26 protein-coding genes are annotated in these 21,017 nt (G+C 34.0%); 8 read left to right on the top strand and 18 right to left on the bottom strand.

What is annotated here, in order from left to right; all coding sequences use genetic code 11:
* Positions 1-61 precede the first annotated feature (61 nt).
* The 3 genes from PHR76_RS08920 (at position 62) to PHR76_RS08910 (ending at position 4,129) form a co-directional block, all read left to right on the top strand.
* The gene (locus PHR76_RS08920; RefSeq protein WP_300061221.1) at positions 62-1,819 is read left to right on the top strand and encodes a discoidin domain-containing protein; all 1,758 of its coding nucleotides are present in this window, start codon (positions 62-64) and stop codon (positions 1,817-1,819) included.
* A 231-nt stretch (positions 1,820-2,050) separates the two neighbouring features.
* Positions 2,051-3,484, top strand: coding sequence for an MFS transporter (locus PHR76_RS08915; RefSeq protein WP_300061216.1), 1,434 nt, complete (start codon positions 2,051-2,053; stop codon positions 3,482-3,484).
* Positions 3,485-3,778: 294 nt separating this feature from the next.
* Positions 3,779-4,129, top strand: a complete 351-nt coding sequence (locus PHR76_RS08910) for a DUF1801 domain-containing protein (protein ID WP_300061212.1) — start codon at positions 3,779-3,781, stop codon at positions 4,127-4,129.
* Positions 4,130-4,309: 180 nt separating this feature from the next.
* Here the strand turns inward: PHR76_RS08910 and PHR76_RS08905 are convergent, their stop codons facing one another.
* From PHR76_RS08905 to PHR76_RS08840, 14 genes are all read right to left on the bottom strand, one after another.
* Positions 4,310-5,143, bottom strand: a complete 834-nt coding sequence (locus PHR76_RS08905) for an arsenite methyltransferase (protein WP_300061209.1) — start codon at positions 5,141-5,143, stop codon at positions 4,310-4,312.
* Positions 5,144-5,160: 17 nt separating this feature from the next.
* On the bottom strand, positions 5,161-5,490 hold the full coding sequence (locus tag PHR76_RS08900; protein WP_300061206.1) for a metalloregulator ArsR/SmtB family transcription factor: 330 nt from the start codon (positions 5,488-5,490) through the stop codon (positions 5,161-5,163).
* 82 nt (positions 5,491-5,572) lie between these two features.
* Positions 5,573-6,139: a GNAT family acetyltransferase gene (locus PHR76_RS08895; protein ID WP_300061203.1), complete on the bottom strand. Its 567-nt coding sequence runs from the start codon at positions 6,137-6,139 to the stop codon at positions 5,573-5,575.
* Positions 6,140-6,165: 26 nt separating this feature from the next.
* Entirely contained in the window at positions 6,166-6,651 is a 486-nt protein-coding gene (locus tag PHR76_RS08890) for a hypothetical protein (RefSeq protein WP_300061201.1), read from the bottom strand.
* A gap of 44 nt (positions 6,652-6,695) precedes the next feature.
* Positions 6,696-7,067, bottom strand: coding sequence for a PH domain-containing protein (locus tag PHR76_RS08885; RefSeq protein ID WP_300061198.1), 372 nt, complete (start codon positions 7,065-7,067; stop codon positions 6,696-6,698).
* 2 nt (positions 7,068-7,069) lie between these two features.
* Positions 7,070-8,338, bottom strand: a complete 1,269-nt coding sequence (locus PHR76_RS08880; protein ID WP_300061195.1) for a T9SS type A sorting domain-containing protein — start codon at positions 8,336-8,338, stop codon at positions 7,070-7,072.
* A gap of 310 nt (positions 8,339-8,648) precedes the next feature.
* The gene (locus PHR76_RS08875; RefSeq protein ID WP_300061192.1) at positions 8,649-9,449 is read right to left on the bottom strand and encodes a T9SS type A sorting domain-containing protein; all 801 of its coding nucleotides are present in this window, start codon (positions 9,447-9,449) and stop codon (positions 8,649-8,651) included.
* 351 nt (positions 9,450-9,800) lie between these two features.
* A complete protein-coding gene (locus tag PHR76_RS08870) occupies positions 9,801-10,409 on the bottom strand; it encodes a MarR family winged helix-turn-helix transcriptional regulator (protein WP_300061189.1) in 609 nt (202 codons plus the stop codon).
* Entirely contained in the window at positions 10,409-10,672 is a 264-nt protein-coding gene (locus PHR76_RS08865; RefSeq protein WP_300061186.1) for a DUF2024 family protein, read from the bottom strand. Before PHR76_RS08865 ends, PHR76_RS08870 begins: the two co-directional genes overlap by 1 nt.
* A gap of 243 nt (positions 10,673-10,915) precedes the next feature.
* On the bottom strand, positions 10,916-11,326 hold the full coding sequence (locus PHR76_RS08860) for a hypothetical protein (RefSeq protein ID WP_300061183.1): 411 nt from the start codon (positions 11,324-11,326) through the stop codon (positions 10,916-10,918).
* Between the two features lie 228 nt (positions 11,327-11,554).
* Positions 11,555-11,728 (bottom strand): hypothetical protein, encoded by a 174-nt coding sequence (locus PHR76_RS08855; RefSeq protein ID WP_300061180.1) that lies wholly within the window; start codon positions 11,726-11,728, stop codon positions 11,555-11,557.
* A gap of 353 nt (positions 11,729-12,081) precedes the next feature.
* A complete protein-coding gene (locus tag PHR76_RS08850; protein ID WP_300061178.1) occupies positions 12,082-12,927 on the bottom strand; it encodes a hypothetical protein in 846 nt (281 codons plus the stop codon).
* A 14-nt stretch (positions 12,928-12,941) separates the two neighbouring features.
* Positions 12,942-13,760: a 3-deoxy-8-phosphooctulonate synthase gene (kdsA, locus tag PHR76_RS08845; protein ID WP_300061175.1), complete on the bottom strand. Its 819-nt coding sequence runs from the start codon at positions 13,758-13,760 to the stop codon at positions 12,942-12,944.
* 58 nt (positions 13,761-13,818) lie between these two features.
* Positions 13,819-14,280, bottom strand: a complete 462-nt coding sequence (locus PHR76_RS08840; protein ID WP_300061172.1) for a 2-dehydro-3-deoxyphosphooctonate aldolase — start codon at positions 14,278-14,280, stop codon at positions 13,819-13,821.
* Positions 14,281-14,390: 110 nt separating this feature from the next.
* On the opposite strand from PHR76_RS08840, the gene PHR76_RS08835 reads away from it, so the two are divergent.
* From PHR76_RS08835 to PHR76_RS08820, 4 genes are all read left to right on the top strand, one after another.
* Entirely contained in the window at positions 14,391-14,939 is a 549-nt protein-coding gene (locus PHR76_RS08835) for a YeeE/YedE thiosulfate transporter family protein (RefSeq protein ID WP_300061169.1), read from the top strand.
* Between the two features lie 3 nt (positions 14,940-14,942).
* On the top strand, positions 14,943-15,356 hold the full coding sequence (locus tag PHR76_RS08830; protein WP_300061166.1) for a DUF6691 family protein: 414 nt from the start codon (positions 14,943-14,945) through the stop codon (positions 15,354-15,356).
* A 191-nt stretch (positions 15,357-15,547) separates the two neighbouring features.
* On the top strand, positions 15,548-15,817 hold the full coding sequence (locus PHR76_RS08825; protein ID WP_300061163.1) for a heavy metal-associated domain-containing protein: 270 nt from the start codon (positions 15,548-15,550) through the stop codon (positions 15,815-15,817).
* 46 nt (positions 15,818-15,863) lie between these two features.
* Positions 15,864-16,289: a lipocalin family protein gene (locus PHR76_RS08820; RefSeq protein ID WP_300061160.1), complete on the top strand. Its 426-nt coding sequence runs from the start codon at positions 15,864-15,866 to the stop codon at positions 16,287-16,289.
* A gap of 33 nt (positions 16,290-16,322) precedes the next feature.
* Here the strand turns inward: PHR76_RS08820 and PHR76_RS08815 are convergent, their stop codons facing one another.
* From PHR76_RS08815 to prmA, 4 genes are all read right to left on the bottom strand, one after another.
* Positions 16,323-16,982 (bottom strand): lysoplasmalogenase, encoded by a 660-nt coding sequence (locus PHR76_RS08815; RefSeq protein WP_300061157.1) that lies wholly within the window; start codon positions 16,980-16,982, stop codon positions 16,323-16,325.
* Positions 16,983-18,254: a sterol desaturase family protein gene (locus PHR76_RS08810; RefSeq protein ID WP_300061154.1), complete on the bottom strand. Its 1,272-nt coding sequence runs from the start codon at positions 18,252-18,254 to the stop codon at positions 16,983-16,985.
* Positions 18,255-18,352: 98 nt separating this feature from the next.
* Positions 18,353-18,628 (bottom strand): ATP-dependent Clp protease adaptor ClpS, encoded by a 276-nt coding sequence (locus tag PHR76_RS08805; RefSeq protein WP_300061151.1) that lies wholly within the window; start codon positions 18,626-18,628, stop codon positions 18,353-18,355.
* A gap of 10 nt (positions 18,629-18,638) precedes the next feature.
* A complete protein-coding gene (gene prmA / locus PHR76_RS08800) occupies positions 18,639-19,475 on the bottom strand; it encodes a 50S ribosomal protein L11 methyltransferase (protein ID WP_300061149.1) in 837 nt (278 codons plus the stop codon).
* Between the two features lie 80 nt (positions 19,476-19,555).
* Here prmA and PHR76_RS08795 point away from each other — a divergent pair, with 80 nt between their 5' ends.
* On the top strand, positions 19,556-20,773 hold the full coding sequence (locus tag PHR76_RS08795; RefSeq protein WP_300061145.1) for a porin: 1,218 nt from the start codon (positions 19,556-19,558) through the stop codon (positions 20,771-20,773).
* Positions 20,774-21,017 lie beyond the last annotated feature (244 nt).

Below are 21,017 nucleotides of genomic sequence, written 5' to 3'. Positions count from 1 at the left end.
TTAGTTGTTCTAAAAGGCCCTTTGAGTAAATTCAAAGGGTTTTTTTAAAAAATGAAAGCGAATGAAAAAAGCAGTACTATTTTGGATGATTTTATGGGGAAGCACCACCGCTTTCGCTCAACAAAAAACCTATTGTAATCCCATAAACATTGATTATGGCTACTGTCCAATCGAACCCTTTGTAACACAAGGGAAACATCGGGCTACAGCCGACCCAGTCATTACTTTTTTTAAAGGAAAATATTATCTTTTTTCCACCAATCAATGGGGATATTGGCACAGTCCGGATATGCTAAATTGGCAATTTGTTTCCCGAAAATTCCTCCGTCCAGAACATAAAGTCTGGGATGAATTGTGTGCTCCGTCATTATCCTTTGTCAATGATACACTTTTGGTTATCGGCTCAACCCATACTAAAGAATTTCCAATTTGGATGAGTAAGAATCCAGAAGTGGATGATTGGAAAGAACTGGTTCATAAACAATTAGCAGGAGCTTGGGATCCACAAATTTTTTGGGATGAACAAAAAGATGAATTATATATGTATTACGGTTCGAGCAATTTATATCCTTTATATGGTTTAAAATTAAATCGGAAAACTTTTCAACCCGAAGGCGAACCCGTTCCCGTTTTAGCATTAAACGACCACGACCACGGTTGGGAGCGATTTGGCGAACACAATGACAATACTTTTTTACAGCCGTTTACCGAAGGTGCCTTTATGACCAAATACAAAGACAACTATTATTTGCAATATGGAGCTCCAGGAACAGAGTTTAGCGGCTATGCTGATGGCGTTTATGTCGGTAAAAATCCGTTTGGCCCATTTGAATACCAATCGCATAACCCATTCTCCTATAAACCAGGCGGATTTGCAAGAGGAGCAGGGCATGGAGCAACTTTTCAAGATGTTCATGGAAATTATTGGCATACATCAACTATTGGAATTTCTGTAAAAAATAATTTTGAACGCCGAATCGGTATTTGGCCTGCTGGTTTTGATGCAGAGGATGTTTTATATTCCAATACTGCTTATGGCGATTACCCCACTTTTTTACCTTCTGAAAAGAAAAATCATTTAACCGAACAATTTGCAGGTTGGATGCTCTTAAATTATAATAAACCCGTTCAGGTTTCTTCTACTTTGGGCGGATTTCAAGCAAATTTAGCGGTTGATGAAGATATCAAAACCTATTGGAGTGCCAAAACTGAAAAGGCAAACGAATGGTTTCAAACCGATTTAGGTGAAATCTCTACTGTCAATGCCATTCAAATCAATTATGCCGACCAAGATGTGGAATTGATGGGTAAACCTGAAAAATCTCCAGGTCATCAATACCAAATTTTAGCATCCAACGATGGTAAAAAATGGAAAGAAGTTATTGATAAAAAAAATAGTACCAAAGATGTTCCGCATGAATATATTGAACTGGCTAATCCAATTGAAGCGAGATTTCTAAAATTAATCAATTTAGGAATGCCGACGGGTAAATTTGCGTTAAGCGGATTTAGAGTTTTCGGAAAAGGAAATGGTCTAAAACCCAATGAAGTCCAAAATTTTATTCCCTTACGTTCAGGTCCAAAAGTAAAAGGTGAACGCAGAAATGTTTGGTTTAAATGGCAACAAGAACCTCAAGCCGATGGCTATGTGATTTATTTTGGAAAATCGCCTGATAAATTATACGGCTCTATTATGGTTTATGGTAAAAATGAATATTATTTTAACGGTTTAGATCGTTCGGAGGTTTATTATTTTCAAATCGAAGCTTTTAATAATAACGGAATTGGACCTAGAAGCGAAATTAAAAAAGCAGAATAGAAGTCGAAAATTGGGGACTCAAACGTTGTAGTTTTGATAAAAATGACCTCATGAAAACGTTTTCGTTGATAACTATTTACGTTAATTGGTAATTTATTTTGACTTAAATGTATATTTAAACATTATTTCTTAATAAAATGTTTTGGTTTCTATTTAAACCAATTTTTTTTAAAGATTTATCTAATTAATTTTTTAAACCAATCTTATCACTAACCTTTTAACTATCATCAGATGAGTTCAGAACAACAAACCAAGTGGGGACAGTTCATTCCTTTAGTAACCGTTTTCTTCTTTTGGGGATTTGTTGCAGCAAGCAACGATATTTTAATTCCTGTATTTAAAAAAGCATTTGACTTAACCCAAGGACAAAGTCAGTTGGTATCTGTTGCTTTTTATGTCGCCTATACTGTTGGCTCCTTAATATATATGGGCATTTCTTATTTAACAAAAGGTGATATCATAAACCGAATTGGCTATAAAAATGCTTTAGCACTCGGTTTATTTATTTCGGCTTTAGGAACCCTGTTGTTTTATCCAGCAGCCAATTCAGGTTCTTTTCCGTTAATGTTATCGGGATTATTTATTGTTGGACTTGGTTTTTCATTACAACAAACCGTTGCCAATCCGTTAGCAATTTCGCTGGGACCGATTTCAACAGGCTCACAGCGACTCACGATGGCGGGTGGAATTAATAATTTCGGAACTACTATCGGTCCACTTATTGTTAGTTTTGCTATTTTTGGATCTGCAGCTTCTGCCAATACCGATGTCAGTATTGAAAGTGTTAAAATACCATATTTAATACTTGGAGCTGCTTTTATTTTAGTGGCAATTTTTTTAAAGTTTTCATCAATTCCTGATAAAGTAGAAGCGGTAATTGAAATTGAAGATGAGGCTCGACCTTCTAAAAAATCGGCTTTGCAATATCCACAGTTAATTTTGGGAATGATTGCTATTTTTGTGTATGTAGGTGTAGAAGTTTCAACGGCGAGTAACTTACCTGCCTATATGGAAACTGATTTAGGTTTTGCAACTAAAGATATTGCTCCCTATATTTCGCTCTATTGGGCGAGTTTAATGATTGGACGATGGACTGGAGCGGTGGAAGCGTTTAGTGTAACCGCAAGTCTACAAAAGAAATTAAAATTTATAGCTCCCTATTTAGCATTTGGTGTTTTCTTGGCTGTAAATGCCATTGCTCAACATGATTTGACTCCCTTTTATATTTATGCCTTAGTGATTATTGTATTGATTGCAGCCGACATTGCCAGTAAAGGAAATCCAGCTCGGATGTTATTGATTTTTTCATTTTTAGGAATTACCGCCTTGTTGACGGGAATGTCAACAACGGGAATGGTTAGTGTATACGCCTTTACGAGTGTAGGTTTATTTTGTAGTACGCTTTGGCCTTGTATTTTTACATTAGCAATTAGCGGATTAGGAAAAAACACCAATCAGGGAAGTAACTTCTTAATCATGATGATTATGGGTGGCGGAATTGTAAGTTGGTTACAAGGAGCTGTTTCTGATGTTACTAATATTCATTTTAGTTATATCGTAGGGGTGATTTGTTTTGCCTATTTGGCTTTCTATGCTTGGAGAGTAAGTGGTATTTTACGAAGTCAAGGAATTGATTTTGATAAAAAAGTGAGTAGCGGACATTAAGGACAATCTTAACTTAAACACAAAACCCGTTAAGTGATTATCGGGTTTTGTGTTTTTTAATGGTTCTTTACTTATTTTACTATTTCATAATACACCAGCCATTTATCAATTATCAAGGTGTCAGAAGGATATAAAAAAATCATATAATTGTCCGATGAAGTTAGCATCACAAATGAATCTAAAGTAAATTTAATTTTCAATTAGAGAGGATTAACTGTTTCATTAATTATTCGATTCTAAAAGACAGCATAACTATTTTTTACAACCAACCAATTTTTAATTTTTTTTTGACAAATGAAACCAGCAGCGGAATATATATTAAATCAACCCGAACCGTATCGTTCCATTTTATTACATGTACAAGCCATAATTGAATTAACAATTCCTGATTTACAGTTGTTGTATAAATATAAAATTCCGTTTTATTATTATGGAAAGAAGCCATTTATCTACCTTAATGTCAGCAATAAGCGAGCGTTTGTAGATGTTGCTTTTTTTAAAGGATATCATTTAACTTTACATCAGGATAAGTTGATAGGCGAGGGCAGGTCTCAAGTAAAATCACTTCAATATAAAACCTTGGAAGAAATTGATAACGAGGTTTTAGTTGCTTTAATTAAAGAACAATTTGATTTTATTAAATAAAAAAATGCTTTCGATTAAAAAAGCATTTTGATAGGATCTTAGCGAGGTTTAAAACCTAAATATTCTTACAATATTTATAATCTACAGCTAAAATTCTGTTAGCAATGTTAGTAGTATTTATAGTAACTTTTCCAACTTAATTTCAATTAAAAAGTAAGTCTTTATTACACTTTACTAAAATTAACAACAAGTTGGTCCGCAACAGTTTTCTTCTTTTTCGGCATATACCGTTATACTAAAAATACTAGTTTTGTTTGCGTTATACGTTTTAATTTCCTCTTCATTCAGATAGTCTTTTAAAATATCAGTTGGAATGATGATTGGTTTTTCTTTTTGAAGCACAAGATTTTTAAAACCAGCCGCTTTTATGATTTGTAAATAATCTTCTTTTTGAATTGCACTGGCGACACATCCGGCATACATTTCGGCAGCATTTTTAATTTTTTCGGGTAATTCACCGGTTAATACAATATCAGAAATACTAAAATGACCGCCTGTTTTTAAAACCCGATAGACTTCACTAAATGCTTTGGGTTTGTCGGGAACCAAATTCATAACGCAATTACTCACCACGACATCGGCTACATTAGCAGTAATTGGCAGTTTTTCAATATCTCCTAATCGGAATTCCACATTGTTAAATCCCAATCTCTCTGCGTTAGTTCTCGCTTTTTCAATCATAGCTTCGGTAAAATCGATGCCAATTACTTTACCATTTTCTCCTGTTTCATGTCTCGCCACAAAACAATCATTTCCTGCACCACTTCCCAAATCGACGACGACGTCACCTAATTTTATTTTGGCAAATTCAGTAGGTAAACCGCAACCCAATTTTAAATCGGCTTCTGGATTATAACCGTCTAAATGACTGTATTCGTCATTCATAATATTGTATACTTCAGTGCTGCAACCACCACTTCCGCAACAAGAAGAAGCATTGGTTTCTTGGTCTTGTAAAGCAATTTCGCTATATTTTTGCTTTACCATTTCTTTAATTTCTTCGTTCGTATTCATGGTATTTAATTTTTTAATTAACAACAATTTGTTCTTTTCAGGATGGATTCAGAAATTTTATTGAGGTAGTTGGTTAATTTTTGTAAGGTATTTTCGTCTACGCAATAACAAATCGCGTTTCCTTCAATCGTTCCTTTAATAAGACCTGCATTTTTCAATTCTTTAAGGTGTTGCGAAACGGTGGGTTGAGCAAGCGGTAATTCATTGACGATGTCACCGCAAATACAACGCTCTACACTGATTAAATAGTCGAGAATTGCAATTCTAGCTGGATGTCCTAACGCTTTTGCCAGTGTGGCTATTTCGTTTTGATTGTCGGTAAAATGTGCTGTTTTAGAAGCTCCCATTATTCTTATAATTTAATATTGCAATATTACGATATTAAAATAAATAAAACTATTTTTTAGAACTATTTTTCTATTTTTTATTCTATTTCAATACGGATTGTTTCATGTCAAAGGCCAAACCAATATAAGAATTGTTATTAAATTCAAATTCGTCGATGATTTCCCATCCAAGTTTTTGGGTGTGGGCTTTTTCTGAAATAATATTGACTTTATTGATAAAGGTGAGCGAAAGGGGCAATTTTTTAACTAATTCGAGACGCATTTCTTCAAAAATAAGAGGCAATATGTTTTTTCCTCTATGTTTTTCGTCGATGCAAACTGGACCATATTGAAAACTATTCGCCGTGGTAATTTCATTCCCGCGGAAGGTCAATTTTGGGAAACGAGAAACCATATAATTAAAAATTTCCCATTGCTTAAAATAATCCCAACTTGCTGCAAAGGCGTAAGCAATTAAGTTTTGCTGCTCATCTTCGGCAATAAATAAACCGTTTTCTTGAATGACAGTTTCAAGTTGACTGACCGTAAATGGTGTGGTCACAAAACCTTTTTTGCGTTCTAGTTCAGTCAGATTGTGATAAAGATTTTTTTCCTGTAGAAGTAAAACCTTTTCAATATCATTTTTAGTTGCTAATCGAGTGGTCATCATTTGATAAATTTTTCAAAATTAGAAGCTTAATTGTCATAAGGTTCTTCATATAAATAACTAAATTCACCATCAGTAATGACAATATCTTCTATTCCATTATTAAATTTTGCAGAAAATGTGGCATAAAAACAAAAGCGAGTGTTGGTGATTACATTACTTTTAAATTCATAATCTAACAAATCGGCAGTAAACGAAGAATTGGGAAATTCATAAGTAAATAAACATTTTTCAATACTATTTGGTCCTGTTTTTTTATAAGGTAAAATAAAAGTAAATGTTTCATATCGAGCTGTATTGTTGATTAAACGAGTAGCTTGAACAAACATTTCATATCCATTTGCTTTTAAATCAATGCCGCGGCCCAAAGCTTGGTATGCTTGAAATTCACCGTTGACATACATGGTAATTCGCGTTTGCCGACATGGGGGAGTGGCATCCTCGTCTTTTGAACAAGAGCTAAGCTGAAATGCACCAAAACTCAGTAAAATTATAAGTAGAAGAACTTTTTTCATGAATGCTTTTTTATTTTATGAAATTTTAAACAGTCTATTCAGTATTAAAAAGACATTTCTTGGAATTTTTTTCGGAATGCTAATGGATTTTTAATATTCGGAAAAACTTCGCGAGTACCGCCCGAACCCACAATTCCAATGGTGCCGTAACCCAATATCCGACCCATAATACTTTGGTCAACATTGACACTTTCAATTTTGGAATGATTCATTTCAAAAGTTTTTCTACTGATTAATCCGGTTTTAATGATGACTCGTTTGTTTGTAATCGCAAATTCATCCGTATAACGGTCAATCATTGGAGCAATAAATAAAGTGAATAAAGCTCTTAAACTAATGAAGATTATCCAATGGTAAGTAGTTTCTAATTCCACTTGTTCATCTTTGATCAAATTGTTGTCTACGTAATGTCCCATTTTTATTTTTTTAGTATTTTAGTGGTGAAAATAGTTTGTTCTGCTTCAATTTTTATGAAATACGCTCCACTAGCCAGAGTGGAAATGTCAATGGCTACATGTGATGAATTGTTATGCTCTTTCTTGATTATTTCGTTTCCTAAAACATCAAAAATAACTAAATTAAGTTTTTCGTAATGCTTGGGTAACGTGATATAGAATTGGCTTGAAGTCGGATTTGGATAAACCTTCATCTCCCTTGTTGTCTGAAAAGTTGTCGTACTTAAAGTAGTATCAATTTGAACTATTTTCGTAATACTATCTGATTTCCCACATTTAATAACGGTTAAGCTAACGGTATAGGAACCACTTTCAGCATAAGTGTGTGTTGGATTTATTTCGGTTGAACTAGTTCCGTCACCAAAATCCCATAGCAAAGCATCAAAATTTTCACTCGTATTTGTAAATGAAACTTCAGCAACTTGAATAACTTCTGTAAAATCAGCTACAGCTGGATTAATGGTAAAATCCCATTCAGCTAAAGCATCATAAACAATGGACTTTGCTGCTATTTTAATCGTGTTTGCAACCGATTCCGTTAAGGTGGAATTCCATGTAATTAAAGTGGGGTCTTTTTTATAAATCACCGCATAAAAGGCACAAGCAGCGGCATACGAACCTTCTAAGGAAGGGTGCGAGCCATCAGTGGCATACAAATTAATACTAGGATGATTAGCTCTAAGATATCGCCAAACCGCTGCAACAGGAGTAATTTCTGCGTTGTTTTCTGCTGTCATATAAAGATAAGCAGTACGAATGGCATCATCCATTCCTTCATAGGTGCAGACCCAAGGAATATAAGGACAGTTACTGGTATCTCCATTTTCTCGTCCCCAAGTCATATAAAAAAGCGGTTGTGAGCATTCATTATTTGCTCGAATCGCATTGCTTAAAGTAGCCGCATATGGATAAACTTCGTTCTCCATTTGTGTTTGGCTTAAGGAGGTTTCCTGACTTTGAGCTTGTAATACCACATAATCCCAAGAATTCGCATTGATTTTAGCAAGCGTTGTCGCATTTGAAGCATGATTCAAAAAACGAGCACCTCCTGGCGTATTGGAATCATAAATCAAGTCATCACCTGTACTTAACGCCATATTTTTCACTAGAGAGGGCAAGTTGTTAACTGAAGTATAACTATTTCCTATAAACAATACTTTTTTACTCGTTTGTCCATTAATTGAAAAAACGGAAAAGAGCAAAACTAAAAAAGTAAAGAAATAATGTTTCATTGCGAGGAATTATTTTAGGGAACTAAGATAATCTAAACTTTTTGTTTTTTTGCAAAACTAAAAGCAGGAAGATTAATTTATTATTGAACTTGTATTTTCAGTAATAAGTACAAGCGATTGGTTTTAGCGTATTTGTTGAAATGCTTTTAAAAACGAACTTTCGACCACATAAAAAGGAGCATTTTTTTAATAATTAGCATGCTATTTTAGATGGTTCGAAAGGTATTCATCTTGAAATTCCTTATAATAAAAAGAGGAATAATGAAAATCATTACTCCTCTTAAATTAACTATTAAAATCTGTATTAAATTTATTCCTTTAAAATTCGGAAGCTGTGTTGTCCGTCTTCAGAAAGCAATTTCACAATATAAACTCCTGAACTAAGGCTTGATAAATCTACATGAACATCAGTAGAAGCGGTATCTTGAGCATAAACGGGTTGACCTAAAAGGTTATAAATCGTTACCGCATTTAGCTCCGATTTGTAGTTGATGTTCAACCAATCTCGCGTTGGCACTGGATATACCGATAAAGCACTGACATCAAACTTTTCTACTCCTAAAACTGCGACATCTAAAGTGAAATCAATGGCTTGTCCGTAACCCGGAAAAACACCATAACCTTCGATATCCATGGCGATTTCACACGGATTTATAGTGGCAACTGATTCGGGATCAGTATATACTTTTGTAATTCGGATACGCGTTTGTCCAGAAACGGCATCTGTTGGAGCGGTAATAGCCATACTCACCGAAATTTCATCTTCTCCAGTAGAATTTGAAATGGTACCAATTTCGTAAACTTCACCTTCATCATCTAAGGTATTGTTTTGATTCCAATCGATAAAGGCCACAATATTAGTATCAAATTCGCCATACGTATTTCCTTTGACTACCATTGTGAGCGTTTCACCTTGTGTAATAGCTACAATTGTAGACGTTTTATCGACTAAAATGTTATCGTAATCTGAATTACTGATGGTAGTTTCGCCAAATGTAATTAAGGAAATTTCTTCAACGGAAGTATCTTCAATATCGCAATACGGACTCGGAAAATCTTGTGCTTGTACACTAAAAGTTAGTAAAACAAGTGCTAAAGTAATTTTTTTCATAGGTTTCTATTTTTTAATTAAAAAGCAAGTTATTAAAAAAATCAATTGAATCGTAAGAAAATTACTTTAAACTACTGAAATTTGAATTTTTCACTATTTTTAGACTGTTGTTTTTTTTTGGATACAGACTTTAATAATTGGTTTTAAAATGAAGATTTAACGAGTCGTATTCATTTTAATATAAAATTAGATCACTTTTTTTTGGTGAGGTAATGCTTTAAAGTCAACACAGTACAATAGGCAAAGTTGAGGTAAGAATGAAAGATTTCTTTGCTAAATTTCAAATAGTAGGCCGATAGATTTTTACTTTGATTATTGAAGAGGCCATTGTTTTACTCGATTTGTTCTTGTTTATTTTTGGAAATGTTCTGCACAATCAATGCGTAATTCGGAGTCTGTGAGTTTAGTGTTTAAAAGTCCACAAAAGTGTTCTTGTCCGTTTTTGTTTGCCTCATAATAACGGCAAGTAAAGCACATTCTTTGAATGGTAATAATTCCCGATTTATTCAAATAATGAATAATGTCTAGCAAACTTAGTAATAAATTTTCTTTGTCTTTGGACTGTAATTGATCAATTGGAACCTCGATTTGTTTGGCAAACAAAGCGGTCTGCTCGGCAAAATCTTTTCCTTTTTCTGTTAATTGGATTATGTAACTTCTGGTGTCGTGTGGCTCGAATTCTTTTTTGATGAGTAGTTTTTGTTCAAGTGTTTTAATGGTGTCGCTGATAGTTGCCTTTGTCATATTAAATTCACTTGCCAAATAGCTTACTTTCCTCTTTTGGTCTGAATGATGTAATAAAAAGATAAGCACTTGCACTTGGATTGGACTTAATGAAAATTCTTTACTTTCATTCCAAAGCAGCACTCTAAACGCTTGTGAAATTCTTTCTAATGACGCAACAATCTTACTTTCAATGCTCGAGTTCTGATGGTTTAAATCAAAAACTGATTTTTTCATTAATTACAATTTTCCATTTCTATAATAAAATAGCCTTGATTCTTAATGTCTGCTTCCCATTGCGGTTCAACTTCTCTAACATGACACCTTCTACATTCAGTTGCCGTTAAAGGTTGTCCGCTTTGACCTTTGCTTTTTAAATATTCTTTTCCGTAGTTATGGATTACTATGGTCTCTTTTTCTGTTTCAGGAGCAACAATGTCAAAATGCATTATTGTTCCATCTTTTTTTGTTACGTAGGTGTCCCAAACTGTTACTTTCATGGCTATTGGTTGTTTTAAGTTGCGTTGCTCCGTCCTCTTGAAACAAGATTTGTTGCAAAACAAAGTTTATACTATCTTAATTGTTTGACATTAATATTACTACAAATATAGTTAGGATTACTAACAATATCAATTAAAATGTTTAAACAATTTATTTTTTTTCAAATTAGTTGACTATTTCTGATGTTGGTGTCGTGAGGATGTCTAGTTGATTTACTAAAGTTTATTGTAGTTTAGGATTTCTTAACTAAAGGTTTTAAACAGTGAAATCAACATTAAACCAAAGGATATAATTACCCCAACATAATACATAATGTTATATTTTTTGTTAGAATAATCTGGTCCTGGGCCAATAAAATCATAAGCTCCCATCATATCGTGACCTTGTCTCCATGCTCTTGAAGCTTCCATTTCAGGGTTTTTACCCTCATTCATAGCTTGGTTTATTCTAAAGAATACTATAACGAATAGAAGTACAACTCCAATGAAATGAGTATTTGGAAAATTAACAAAATGGTACGCTCTAATTGGTTTAAAAATCAATAAAACAAGATCTATCAAACCTATAATTAAAAAGAAATTGGTAGATTTTTGAATTCGTTTCTCCTTCTTTGATAACACATTAGATTCAGAAATAGGATCATATCGTGGCATAGTTTGAGTTTTAGTTGGCGGTTTGTATAGAATTAGTTGTGTGCTTAAGTAATAAAGTTAGCAAATAAATCACAGATAGAAAATTCGTGATGATTTTCCAAGCTGGGACTCAACAAGCCATAGCTTATATACGGTATTTAGCAACGTTTTCATTCAAATAGTACTTCTCTATAAATTCCAATTGGACTAATTGCTATTTTTGGATGACTTGGTACATAAAAGAATTTTTCAAAAGTTTCTAAACGATGAAAACACTCCTCTAAATATTTTGTTATCAGCAACATCTTCAGAAAGTTCATCTTCTTCATGTCCAATAAATTCACCGTTAAAATGAATACTTCTAAAGCTTCCAATTTTCAGCTGCGTTTGTAATTCTGATACTAGTTTCTCTGTTAATTCCATATTTGTCTAAATGTACAATTCAAAGTTTTGTTCTTCTGAATGTTCAATTTTGCAGGTGTTGTTTAGCGTGTCGTTTAACTCCTAATCCTTATCAACTTGATACACTTTTTTATTACTTCAACACGAATATAGTAAATAAAAGAATATGAAAAATTGGATAAATCATATTTTTAGATTTAAACTAACTTTAAAAAGAGCTAAGACTTTGATGTCGGAACGCTTCTCTTTAGTGTTCGAAGTTGTATTTTAACTTTCAAAAGTAAGCGGTTGTCGATTCATTTTATTTCACTATTTGACATAAAAAAAAACACAACCATGACGGTTGTGTTTTAATTTTATAAAGAAAGGGTTGGCTAAATCCTAAAAATTCCACCAAAAGCAATCACGGTTTCCATAAACCAAAAATCTTGTGAAGCTCTGTCGTTTGAGTTCGGAGAAGTTCGAATGTCGCTCATATTAATATAACCGCCTTTTAATTCGGTTTGAATAAAAAAGTGTTTAAAAAACGTAAAATTCAATCCGGCTTTGGCACTCATTCCAAATCCCGCAATATGAAATTCATCATACCGATTGGCTCCAAATAGTTGTACATTAGATTTTGGATATAAAACTCCAGCTCCAACTCCTTCGGTTAAATTTATTTGAAACTTATCGGTATTAGGTAAACGAAATAATTTTGAAATATCATCCACGCGTGAAATTTCACTGTTTACATAATTCAAACCATCGGTATGTTCAAACGTTAAAAACTCTTCGGTTAAATAAACTTGGTTGTTGGGCAACTGTTCGCCATAGGTTCCTTCATTCGGATAATAACCATCAATACCAACCGTGCGGTCTTGGTACATCACATATTTCATGTGGTCTACACCAACCGAAATGTTATATTTATCGGTAATAAAATAACCCATTCTAAAATTAGTTTGCGGAATCGTCATTCGACCTGGCGAAATATAATCAACATGCCAGCCTTTGGGTTTGTCATGTGCGGGAACATCAGACAGCGTGAAATCATGATTGTCTCCCGTAAAATGAATATCAGAATTGGTAAAATAACCGCGGTTTCCACCCCAAAAAACATAAAATTTACCTTTGTTATGAGCAGTGTATTTTTCTGGCGAAACCAAAGTATCTTGGGCTGAAAGCTGTTGAAAAAAAACACAAAAAAAGAACGCAATCAGAAATGATTGATTTTTCACGGTGTAATATAAATTTAGAATTGATTAATTGTTTTGCGGATTGCCACCAATTTCGTCATCAAGGATTCAAAATAATCCAAGTGAAGCATGTTGGCTCCATCACTTTTGGCATTGGCTGGGTCAAAGTGCGTTTCGATAAAAATACCATCTACACCCGTAACAATTCCAGCTTTGGCTATGGTTTCTATCATATCCGGACGACCGCCCGTTACACCCGACATTTGATTGGGTTGTTGCAACGAATGTGTGACATCTAAAACCGTAGTAGCAAATTCTTTCATGGTGGGAATTCCTCTAAAATCTACAATCATATCTTGATAACCAAACATCGAACCTCTATCAGTGACCATCACATTTTCGTTTTGGCAATCCAATACTTTTTGAACGGCATGTTTCATGCTTTCTGGACTCATAAATTGGCCTTTTTTCAAGTTGACCGTTTTGCCTGTTTTGGCAGCAGCGACTACTAAATCGGTTTGCCGAACCAAAAAGGCAGGAATTTGTAAAATATCAACATATTCAGCAGCCATCGCAGCATCTTCATTGGTGTGAATATCGGTCACGGTTGGAATGCCAAAAGTTTGTGATACTTTTTGTAAGATTTTTAAAGCTTTTTCATCACCAATACCCGAAAAACTATCTATTCTAGAACGATTCGCTTTTTTAAACGACCCTTTAAAAACATAAGGAATCGCTAATTTATCGGTAATTTGAACTAATTTTTCTGCTATTCGCAATGCCATTTCTTCTCCTTCTATGGCACAAGGCCCTGCTAAAACAAAGAAGTTTCCGCTATCGGTATGTTTAATTTGTGGTATATTGGTAATTTTCATTTATCTTGAATTAAAGTGCAAAAGTACGATTATTTTGACAATCATTAGGTAACAATTGTTACTCTGCTTTTTTGGCCGTTAAGCCTTGTGGAATGTACAAGATTCCTTTTTCATAAATATTGAAATAGAGGAGAAGCGGTTTTGGACAACCCAGCCAATTGACTTGATAAACATCAAGTAATCCCGCACCAATTGCACTTTGTTTTGTTGGAAACGGACAGCAACTTTCCACTTTTTTATAGAAGAGCTTTTCTCCTTTTGGCCCCGCCAACGCATTTAAAAAACGTTCTTGGTTGATCGAGTCATTGCTCGTACTGCGAAAGAAAATATTAATCGGATAATCTTGATTATACCCATATTTGGCATCGGGACTCATTTGGGTTATCACAAACGAATTGTCTTTTTTTAACAGTGGTGTAGGAGCCGTGTTGTCAATATTTTTAATGGTGTTTTTGATGCCGCCACACGAAAAAATAGCCAAGAAAAGGAATCCGAGAAAGAGATATTTTAAAAATTTCATACAATTAATTTCAAATAATAGTCAAAGGTAAAAGTTTTTTCTATTACACGACCATCATTCGATTTGTAATAACGCTTTTCAAAATGTATTTTTGTAAAAATTTTTTTTCTATGGAGTTTCTTTCTCAGACTTGGCATTGGTCTATTTCCGGATTTTTAATCGGGATTATCATGCTTACTTTAACCTATTTCGGAAAAACATTTGGCATGTCTTCTAATTTGCGTTCGCTTTGTGCGATGAGCGGTTTAGGACGGTTATTGCCTTTTTTTGATTGGGATTGGAAATCGCAACGATGGAATTTAGTTGTAGTAGCAGGAGCGATGTTAGGCGGATTTGTAGCCGTTCACTTTTTGCATGACGATTCGAATGTGGATTTAAATCCGAAAACAATCGAACAATTAGCTCTTTTGCATATTGATGCTCCGCAAGGAAAATTAGTCCCCGATGTATTATTTGAAAACTCCTCGCCAAAAACCATTTTTATTTTAATAGTTGGTGGTTTACTCATCGGATTCGGAAGTCGGTATGCTGGCGGTTGTACGTCTGGCCATGCCATTTCTGGATTGAGTAATTTGCAAATCCCCTCACTAAAAGCAGTGATTGGGTTTTTTATTGGCGGATTAGTGATGGCTCATTTTATTTTACCTTACCTTTTTTAAGTTATGAAATTTCTAAAATATTTAGTAGTTGGTTTTTTATTCGGAATTGTACTAACCAAAACGGAAGCCGTTTCTTGGTACCGAATTTATGAGATGTTTCACTTTCAATCATTTCACATGTATGGAATCATTGGAACTGCGATTGTAACAGGAATTATCGGAATTCAATGGATCAAACGATCTAATTTAAAAGATATTTATGGTGAATCAATTGACATCATCGACAAAGAACCTGGAAATGTGCGATATTGGATTGGCGGTATTTTGTTTGGTTTAGGTTGGGCATTAGTTGGAGCGTGTCCGGGGCCCGTTTTTATTCTTTTAGGTGCTGGGTTTTACAACGTGGCGTTTATCCTATTTGGAGCTTTAGTAGGCACGTTTTTATATGGATTAATCAAAAATAAATTGCCTCATTAATATGGAAAGCTATCCATGTTAATTTTCTTCGATAAAAATAAAAAAGGAGCTAATGTTAATTTTATAATTTTTCCTGCTTGTATTACTTTCATTAAAATAGAAATGAACTCCTAACAAAAACACAATTAGTTAAATGTTTTACGCACTTTAAGTTGATTATGTAACTTTGTAAAATAATAAAATTTAAAAAAATGAATACTTTAATAACAGTTCAAAATTTAAAATGCGGTGGATGTGCCAACACCATCACCAAAAAACTACAAACGATGGAAGATGTTTCCAACGTGAATATTAATGTAGAAGATAATACCGTTTTTATCTCTTATTCTAAAGAAGAGACCTATGCTCAGGTTGTTTCGGCCTTAAAAACAATGGGTTATCCTGAGGAAAATGAATCCAATACATTGGGCAATAAAGCAAAATCGTATGTGAGTTGTGCTATTGGAAAAATGGATTTGTAAATTCAAAAATTAGTTTACATTTGCAAAAAACTTAAACAATAATTAAATGAAAAAAGTACTGTTTTTATGTCTAGGTCTGCTTGCAATCGGCTTGACAACAACGGGTTGTAGTAACGATGATGAGAATGCCTCAATCGAAGGGAAATGGTTTTTTTCACAAACAGGACTTTCTGTGGGTGGACAAGAAGCGTTAGACCCTTATGTGCATACCGAAGGTTGTGAAAAAGATTACTGGGAATTTAATACGGGTGGCGTTTTAAAAGAGGTGAGTTTTAATAAAGACGGTTCTACTTGTGAGTCGGATATTGTGTTAGGCACTTATACAAAATCGGATAATAACTTGCTTGTCTCTCTAAATGGCCAAAGCAATGTGTATACCATCATGACTTTAAACAGTTCTACACTTAAGATAAAAGTGACGTTAATTGATAATGGTCAACCCATCGATTATATATATGTCTTTAGAAGATAAAAGCATTTCAGAATAAATAAAAATTTAAAGACGCTAACTGGCGTCTTTTTTTTGTGCTAGAATTCCATAAACGAGTAAAAACTGAGCGGTTAAATACGTGCTCATAATCCAAAAGGAACTCCAATTTATGGGTGTGTAGAATTTGTTTATAGCCAGAATACTATCTGATAAAACAAAGAAAATTGCTCCCCAAACTAAAATTCGTGTCGCTTTTTGTTTGGTAGATAAATGCAATTGAATAACGACATAAAGCATTATTGAAATAACTAAAGCATAAACAATTACGGGGATTTTCATCTCGTGTAACGAATCCCATAAGAGGTAGAGAAAACTAAAAAGATAAAGCACAATCAAAACCAAATAACGATTAAAAGGATTCGATTTTTGAGGTTGAAGTTTTAAAAACAAATAAATATAAGCCAAGTGAGCTAGTAAAAATGAAACTAATCCTAAGATGAAGAACAGACTGTTTTTAGTCACAAATAGGAGCAAAACATCTCCAAACCACGAGAATAATAAAGCGAACCACAAGGCTTTTTTTACTTCAAAAGTGGCTGTTTTAATTAAGACAAAGGCTAATAACGGTATCAAAAATGGCTTTAACCAACTCGTCAATATTTCCCATTGAAATAATGTAAAAATCAAATAGAGAAACGCAAAACTAAGAAATGGAAAATAGGATTTGTTTGGCATTTATTTTGAAAATTGAATGGATTTGTTTTTAGCAATTTCACGATTAACAAAATAGAAGGTCATCCCAAAAGAGACAATCAAATAAACAATCAAAAGAAAAGCAAACACGTTTGAACTAGAAAATAATCCAAACCAATTTTGAAAATAATATAAGAGTCCGACTGCAAAAAGCACTCGAATTCCTTCCCAATAAAGCACATTTAAATTGCCGTCCATTAATTCTGATAAACTATAAATACTTAGGTAGATAAACAAACCATAAAGAAAGAGATTAGGTAGGCCAATTGTAGCAATATTGGCAAATAGTAAACTTACAAATCCCAACGTGACAAACAGTTGAAAAATAGCCCAATTTTGGCGTTTTTTGGACATATACGGATTGTATTTTTCAAAATTGTAAACATCTTCAATTTTTAAAATGGGATATTTTTCTTCAAAACCCTCAGGTCGCCAACCCGTTGGCATAAACCAAATGCGGAGTTTGTCTTTCCAACTTGGTGCTCGCCAAGCATCTTGCATGAGCAGCCATAAATGCTGGAAATTTATTTTTATAGGATTCCACGTTTGAGCTGGTCTTGTAATGCCATAAACGGCAGGAACTTCGGGCAATTCTTCTTGGAATGTTCCGAACCATTTATCCCAAAAAATAAATATCTGACCGTGATTTTTGTCAAGATAAGCTGGATTAATAGCGTGATGCACCCGATGATGGGAAGGCGTTACAATTATTTTTTCTAAAAAACCTAACTTTTTAATGTGTTGCGTATGGTACCAAAATTGCAAAAACAAATGCAACGGTAGTACAATAGCAATCACCGTGGCTGGAACGCCAAGCAGAGCAGCTGGCAATAATAAAAACGTAAACAAATTTACAAAGGACGATATCGATTGCCGCAAAGCACAAGGCAAATTGAATTCTTCACTGCTGTGGTGAATAGCGTGTTTATTCCAAAAAAAATTAATTTGATGAGCCCATCGATGCGACCAATATCCATAAAAATCAATGACAAAAAAAGCGATGAAATAGGTGAGAATTGTGTTTTCAATGGTAAAAAAAGCCCATTTGGAAACCATCCATTCGTAGGTTAAAATTGAAATACTAATGCCTAAGACATCTTTAACCGAATTGGTTAAACCCGAACTTAAACTAGAAACGGTATCCATTAATGGTACCGTATCATTGCCTTTTGTATACCCGTAAATTTTTTCAATAATAATAAAGAGCAGAAAAATCGGCATAGCAATGACAAGTATTTTCCCGTATTCTTCCATCAGTGACTCTTAATTTTTTTCAATAGTATTAAATTAGGTTGTTTTTTACAATTAGTTACATTTTTATCCTTGACAACGGGTTAAAAATTGAAGCTATTTTATATGATTTCAGCACTCAAACCTGCTTCTAAAAGCTGGGTGCATTGTGGTTTTAATTCGTCAAAAACACCAGTTTTAACAGTGCATTTTCCTTTGTAATGAACAAGAATAGCACATTGTTCCGCTTGTTCACTCGTGTGATTACAAACGCGAATTAGGGTGTCAATAACATGGTCAAACGTATTCACATCGTCATTATACAATAGAATTTCATTGTTAATTCCAACTTGTTCTTCTACAGCAACTGCTTCTTTTACTTTTTCAATCGTACTCATAATTTTTAAACTAATTATTCGAATATTTTAAACTAACCCAATTATTTCGTTCTAAGGTTTTTTCTAATTTCAATCCTAACTCAACACAACAAGCATCGATAGCCGGAATATCTTCGCGATAAAAGCCACTCAAAAATAACAAACCTTTTTCATTTAAGCAACTCACATAAATAGCCAAGTCATTTAAAAGGATGTTTCGGTTAATATTCGCAATAATAAGGTCATATTTTCTTCCCTCTAAAAGCGAAGCATCTCCTTCATAAACGGAAATTTCATGACAATTATTACGAGCTGCATTTTCAATTGAATTCAAATAACACCATTCGTCAATATCAATGGCATCAATGGGTTTTGCTCCTTTCATTTCTGCTAAAATGGCTAAAATGGCTGTTCCGCAACCCATGTCAAGCGTTTTTTTATTGGTGACCTCTGTTTCTAGCAAATGCTGAATCATCATGTGTGTTGTTTCATGGTGACCCGTTCCAAAACTCATTTTTGGCTCAATAACAATATCAAATGGAGCTGTTGTTTTGGGATGAAAGGGAGCTCTAACATGGCATTTCCCATCCACTTCAATGGGTTCAAAGTTTTTTTCCCATTCTTCATTCCAATTCACTTGTTCAATTTCTTCCACCGTATAGGATATTTTGAATTCGTCTGAAGTCAAAATATAAATGTCTTCTAAAATAGTTTCGTCCCATAATGCTTTTTGTACAAAAGCGGATACGCCAAAATCGGTTTCGATAAAACTTTCAAACGCTTTTTGTCCTAATTCGGCCACTAAAATTTCACATCCTAGCTCTTTGGGTTCTACCGTAAAATGATATCCTAAATAGGTATTCGACATAATTTATTTTTTCACAAAGGTAGTAATCCTTTCAGATTGCAAAAAAATAATTTATTTTTGTAAACAACATGACCAAAACAATGAAAAAATATTTTCTTTTCCTTTTTATTTTATCCTCTTTTTCTTTTTGGGCACAAGACATTAAGTTTAGCACAAAAGACAATGACATAAAATTAGCTTCGTTACCGTACTATAATTTTGGAAGGGGTTTAGGACTCACTGCTCCGGATAGTTTATTTCAATTTAATATCCGTTTTCGGATGCAAAACAGAATGACGTATTTACAAAATGATGCAGGAGATGAAATTTATGACGGACAAATTCGCCGTTTACGCCTCCGTTTTGATGGTTATGTTGGAAATCCAAAATTTTTATATGCAATTCAGCTTTCCTTTGCTCCGGGCGATATAGGAACTGTCCAAGAAGGTGATAACGTTAATATAATTCGTGATGCAGTAGTTTTTTATCGTCCTAATCGGAATTGGAGTTTTGCATTCGGACAAACCAAATTACCAGGAAATAGACAGCGAATCAACTCTTCTGGAGCATTGCAATTAACCGACCGTTCTATTAACAACGCCCGATTTAACATCGACCGTGATTTTGGTTGGCAAGCATATTATTTGCAAAGTCAAAATGACCAATTTTCTTATAATATTAAAACGGCGTTAAGTACCGGAAACGGCCGAAATGTGACCAAAGAACCCGATAATGGGTTTGCCGTGACGGGAAAAGTAGAATTATATCCGCTAGGTGCTTTTACTAAAGATGGTTCGTTTTTTGAAGGTGATATTGTACGGGAACCCAAACCAAAATTAATGGTTTCTGGTGTTTTTCATAGAAATGTCAATGCTCGATTAACGCAAGGACAGCTTGGATTTGAACTATATGAAAAGAAAACAATGGAATCGGTTCTGCTCGATGCCATGTTAAAATACAAAGGTTGGGCTTTTATGACGGCCTATATGAATCGGATGGCAAATGATCCGATTGCCCGAAATCCTTTAGATACCACCGAATTTAACTATGTATTTGTTGGCGAAGGTTTAGATTATCAGTTGAGTTATATTTTCTTGAACAATATGGAAGTGGTCGGACGGTTTTCTACTCAAAATGTCAATCCTGAGATTCAGGCTTTTACGCCAGATGTACAAACTTATACATTAGGTTTTACTAAATATATTTGGGAACATTCCTTTAAAATTCAAACAGAATTGACTTATGATCAACTGAATTATTTTGACGGCACGACCAAAAATAACTGGCTTGTTCGTTTTCAAGTTGAAATCGGTATCTAGTCTTCAAGTTGGCCAAAACGATTGGATTTATCGCATCGGTTAATAAGGTTGCCTAATTTATTTATGGAGTATAAACTCTAAAGTTAATGACGTTTTTTCGTGCTAAATGGTGTTCTATAGCTAAAAATACTTTCAACGCGATGGAGAAAGAATTTAGGATTTCCTGAAGAGTCTGACACTCTTTTTTAGAACACGAAACGATTTAATTTTTTTTTACCGCTTTTCTTTTTTGCTTTTCAAGAAT

The sequence above is a fragment of the Flavobacterium sp. genome, assembly GCF_028689845.1.
Taxonomy (GTDB): domain Bacteria; phylum Bacteroidota; class Bacteroidia; order Flavobacteriales; family Flavobacteriaceae; genus Flavobacterium.
The sequence above is the reverse complement of the archived record's forward strand: the minus strand, read 5'-3'. Positions and strand labels throughout refer to the sequence as shown.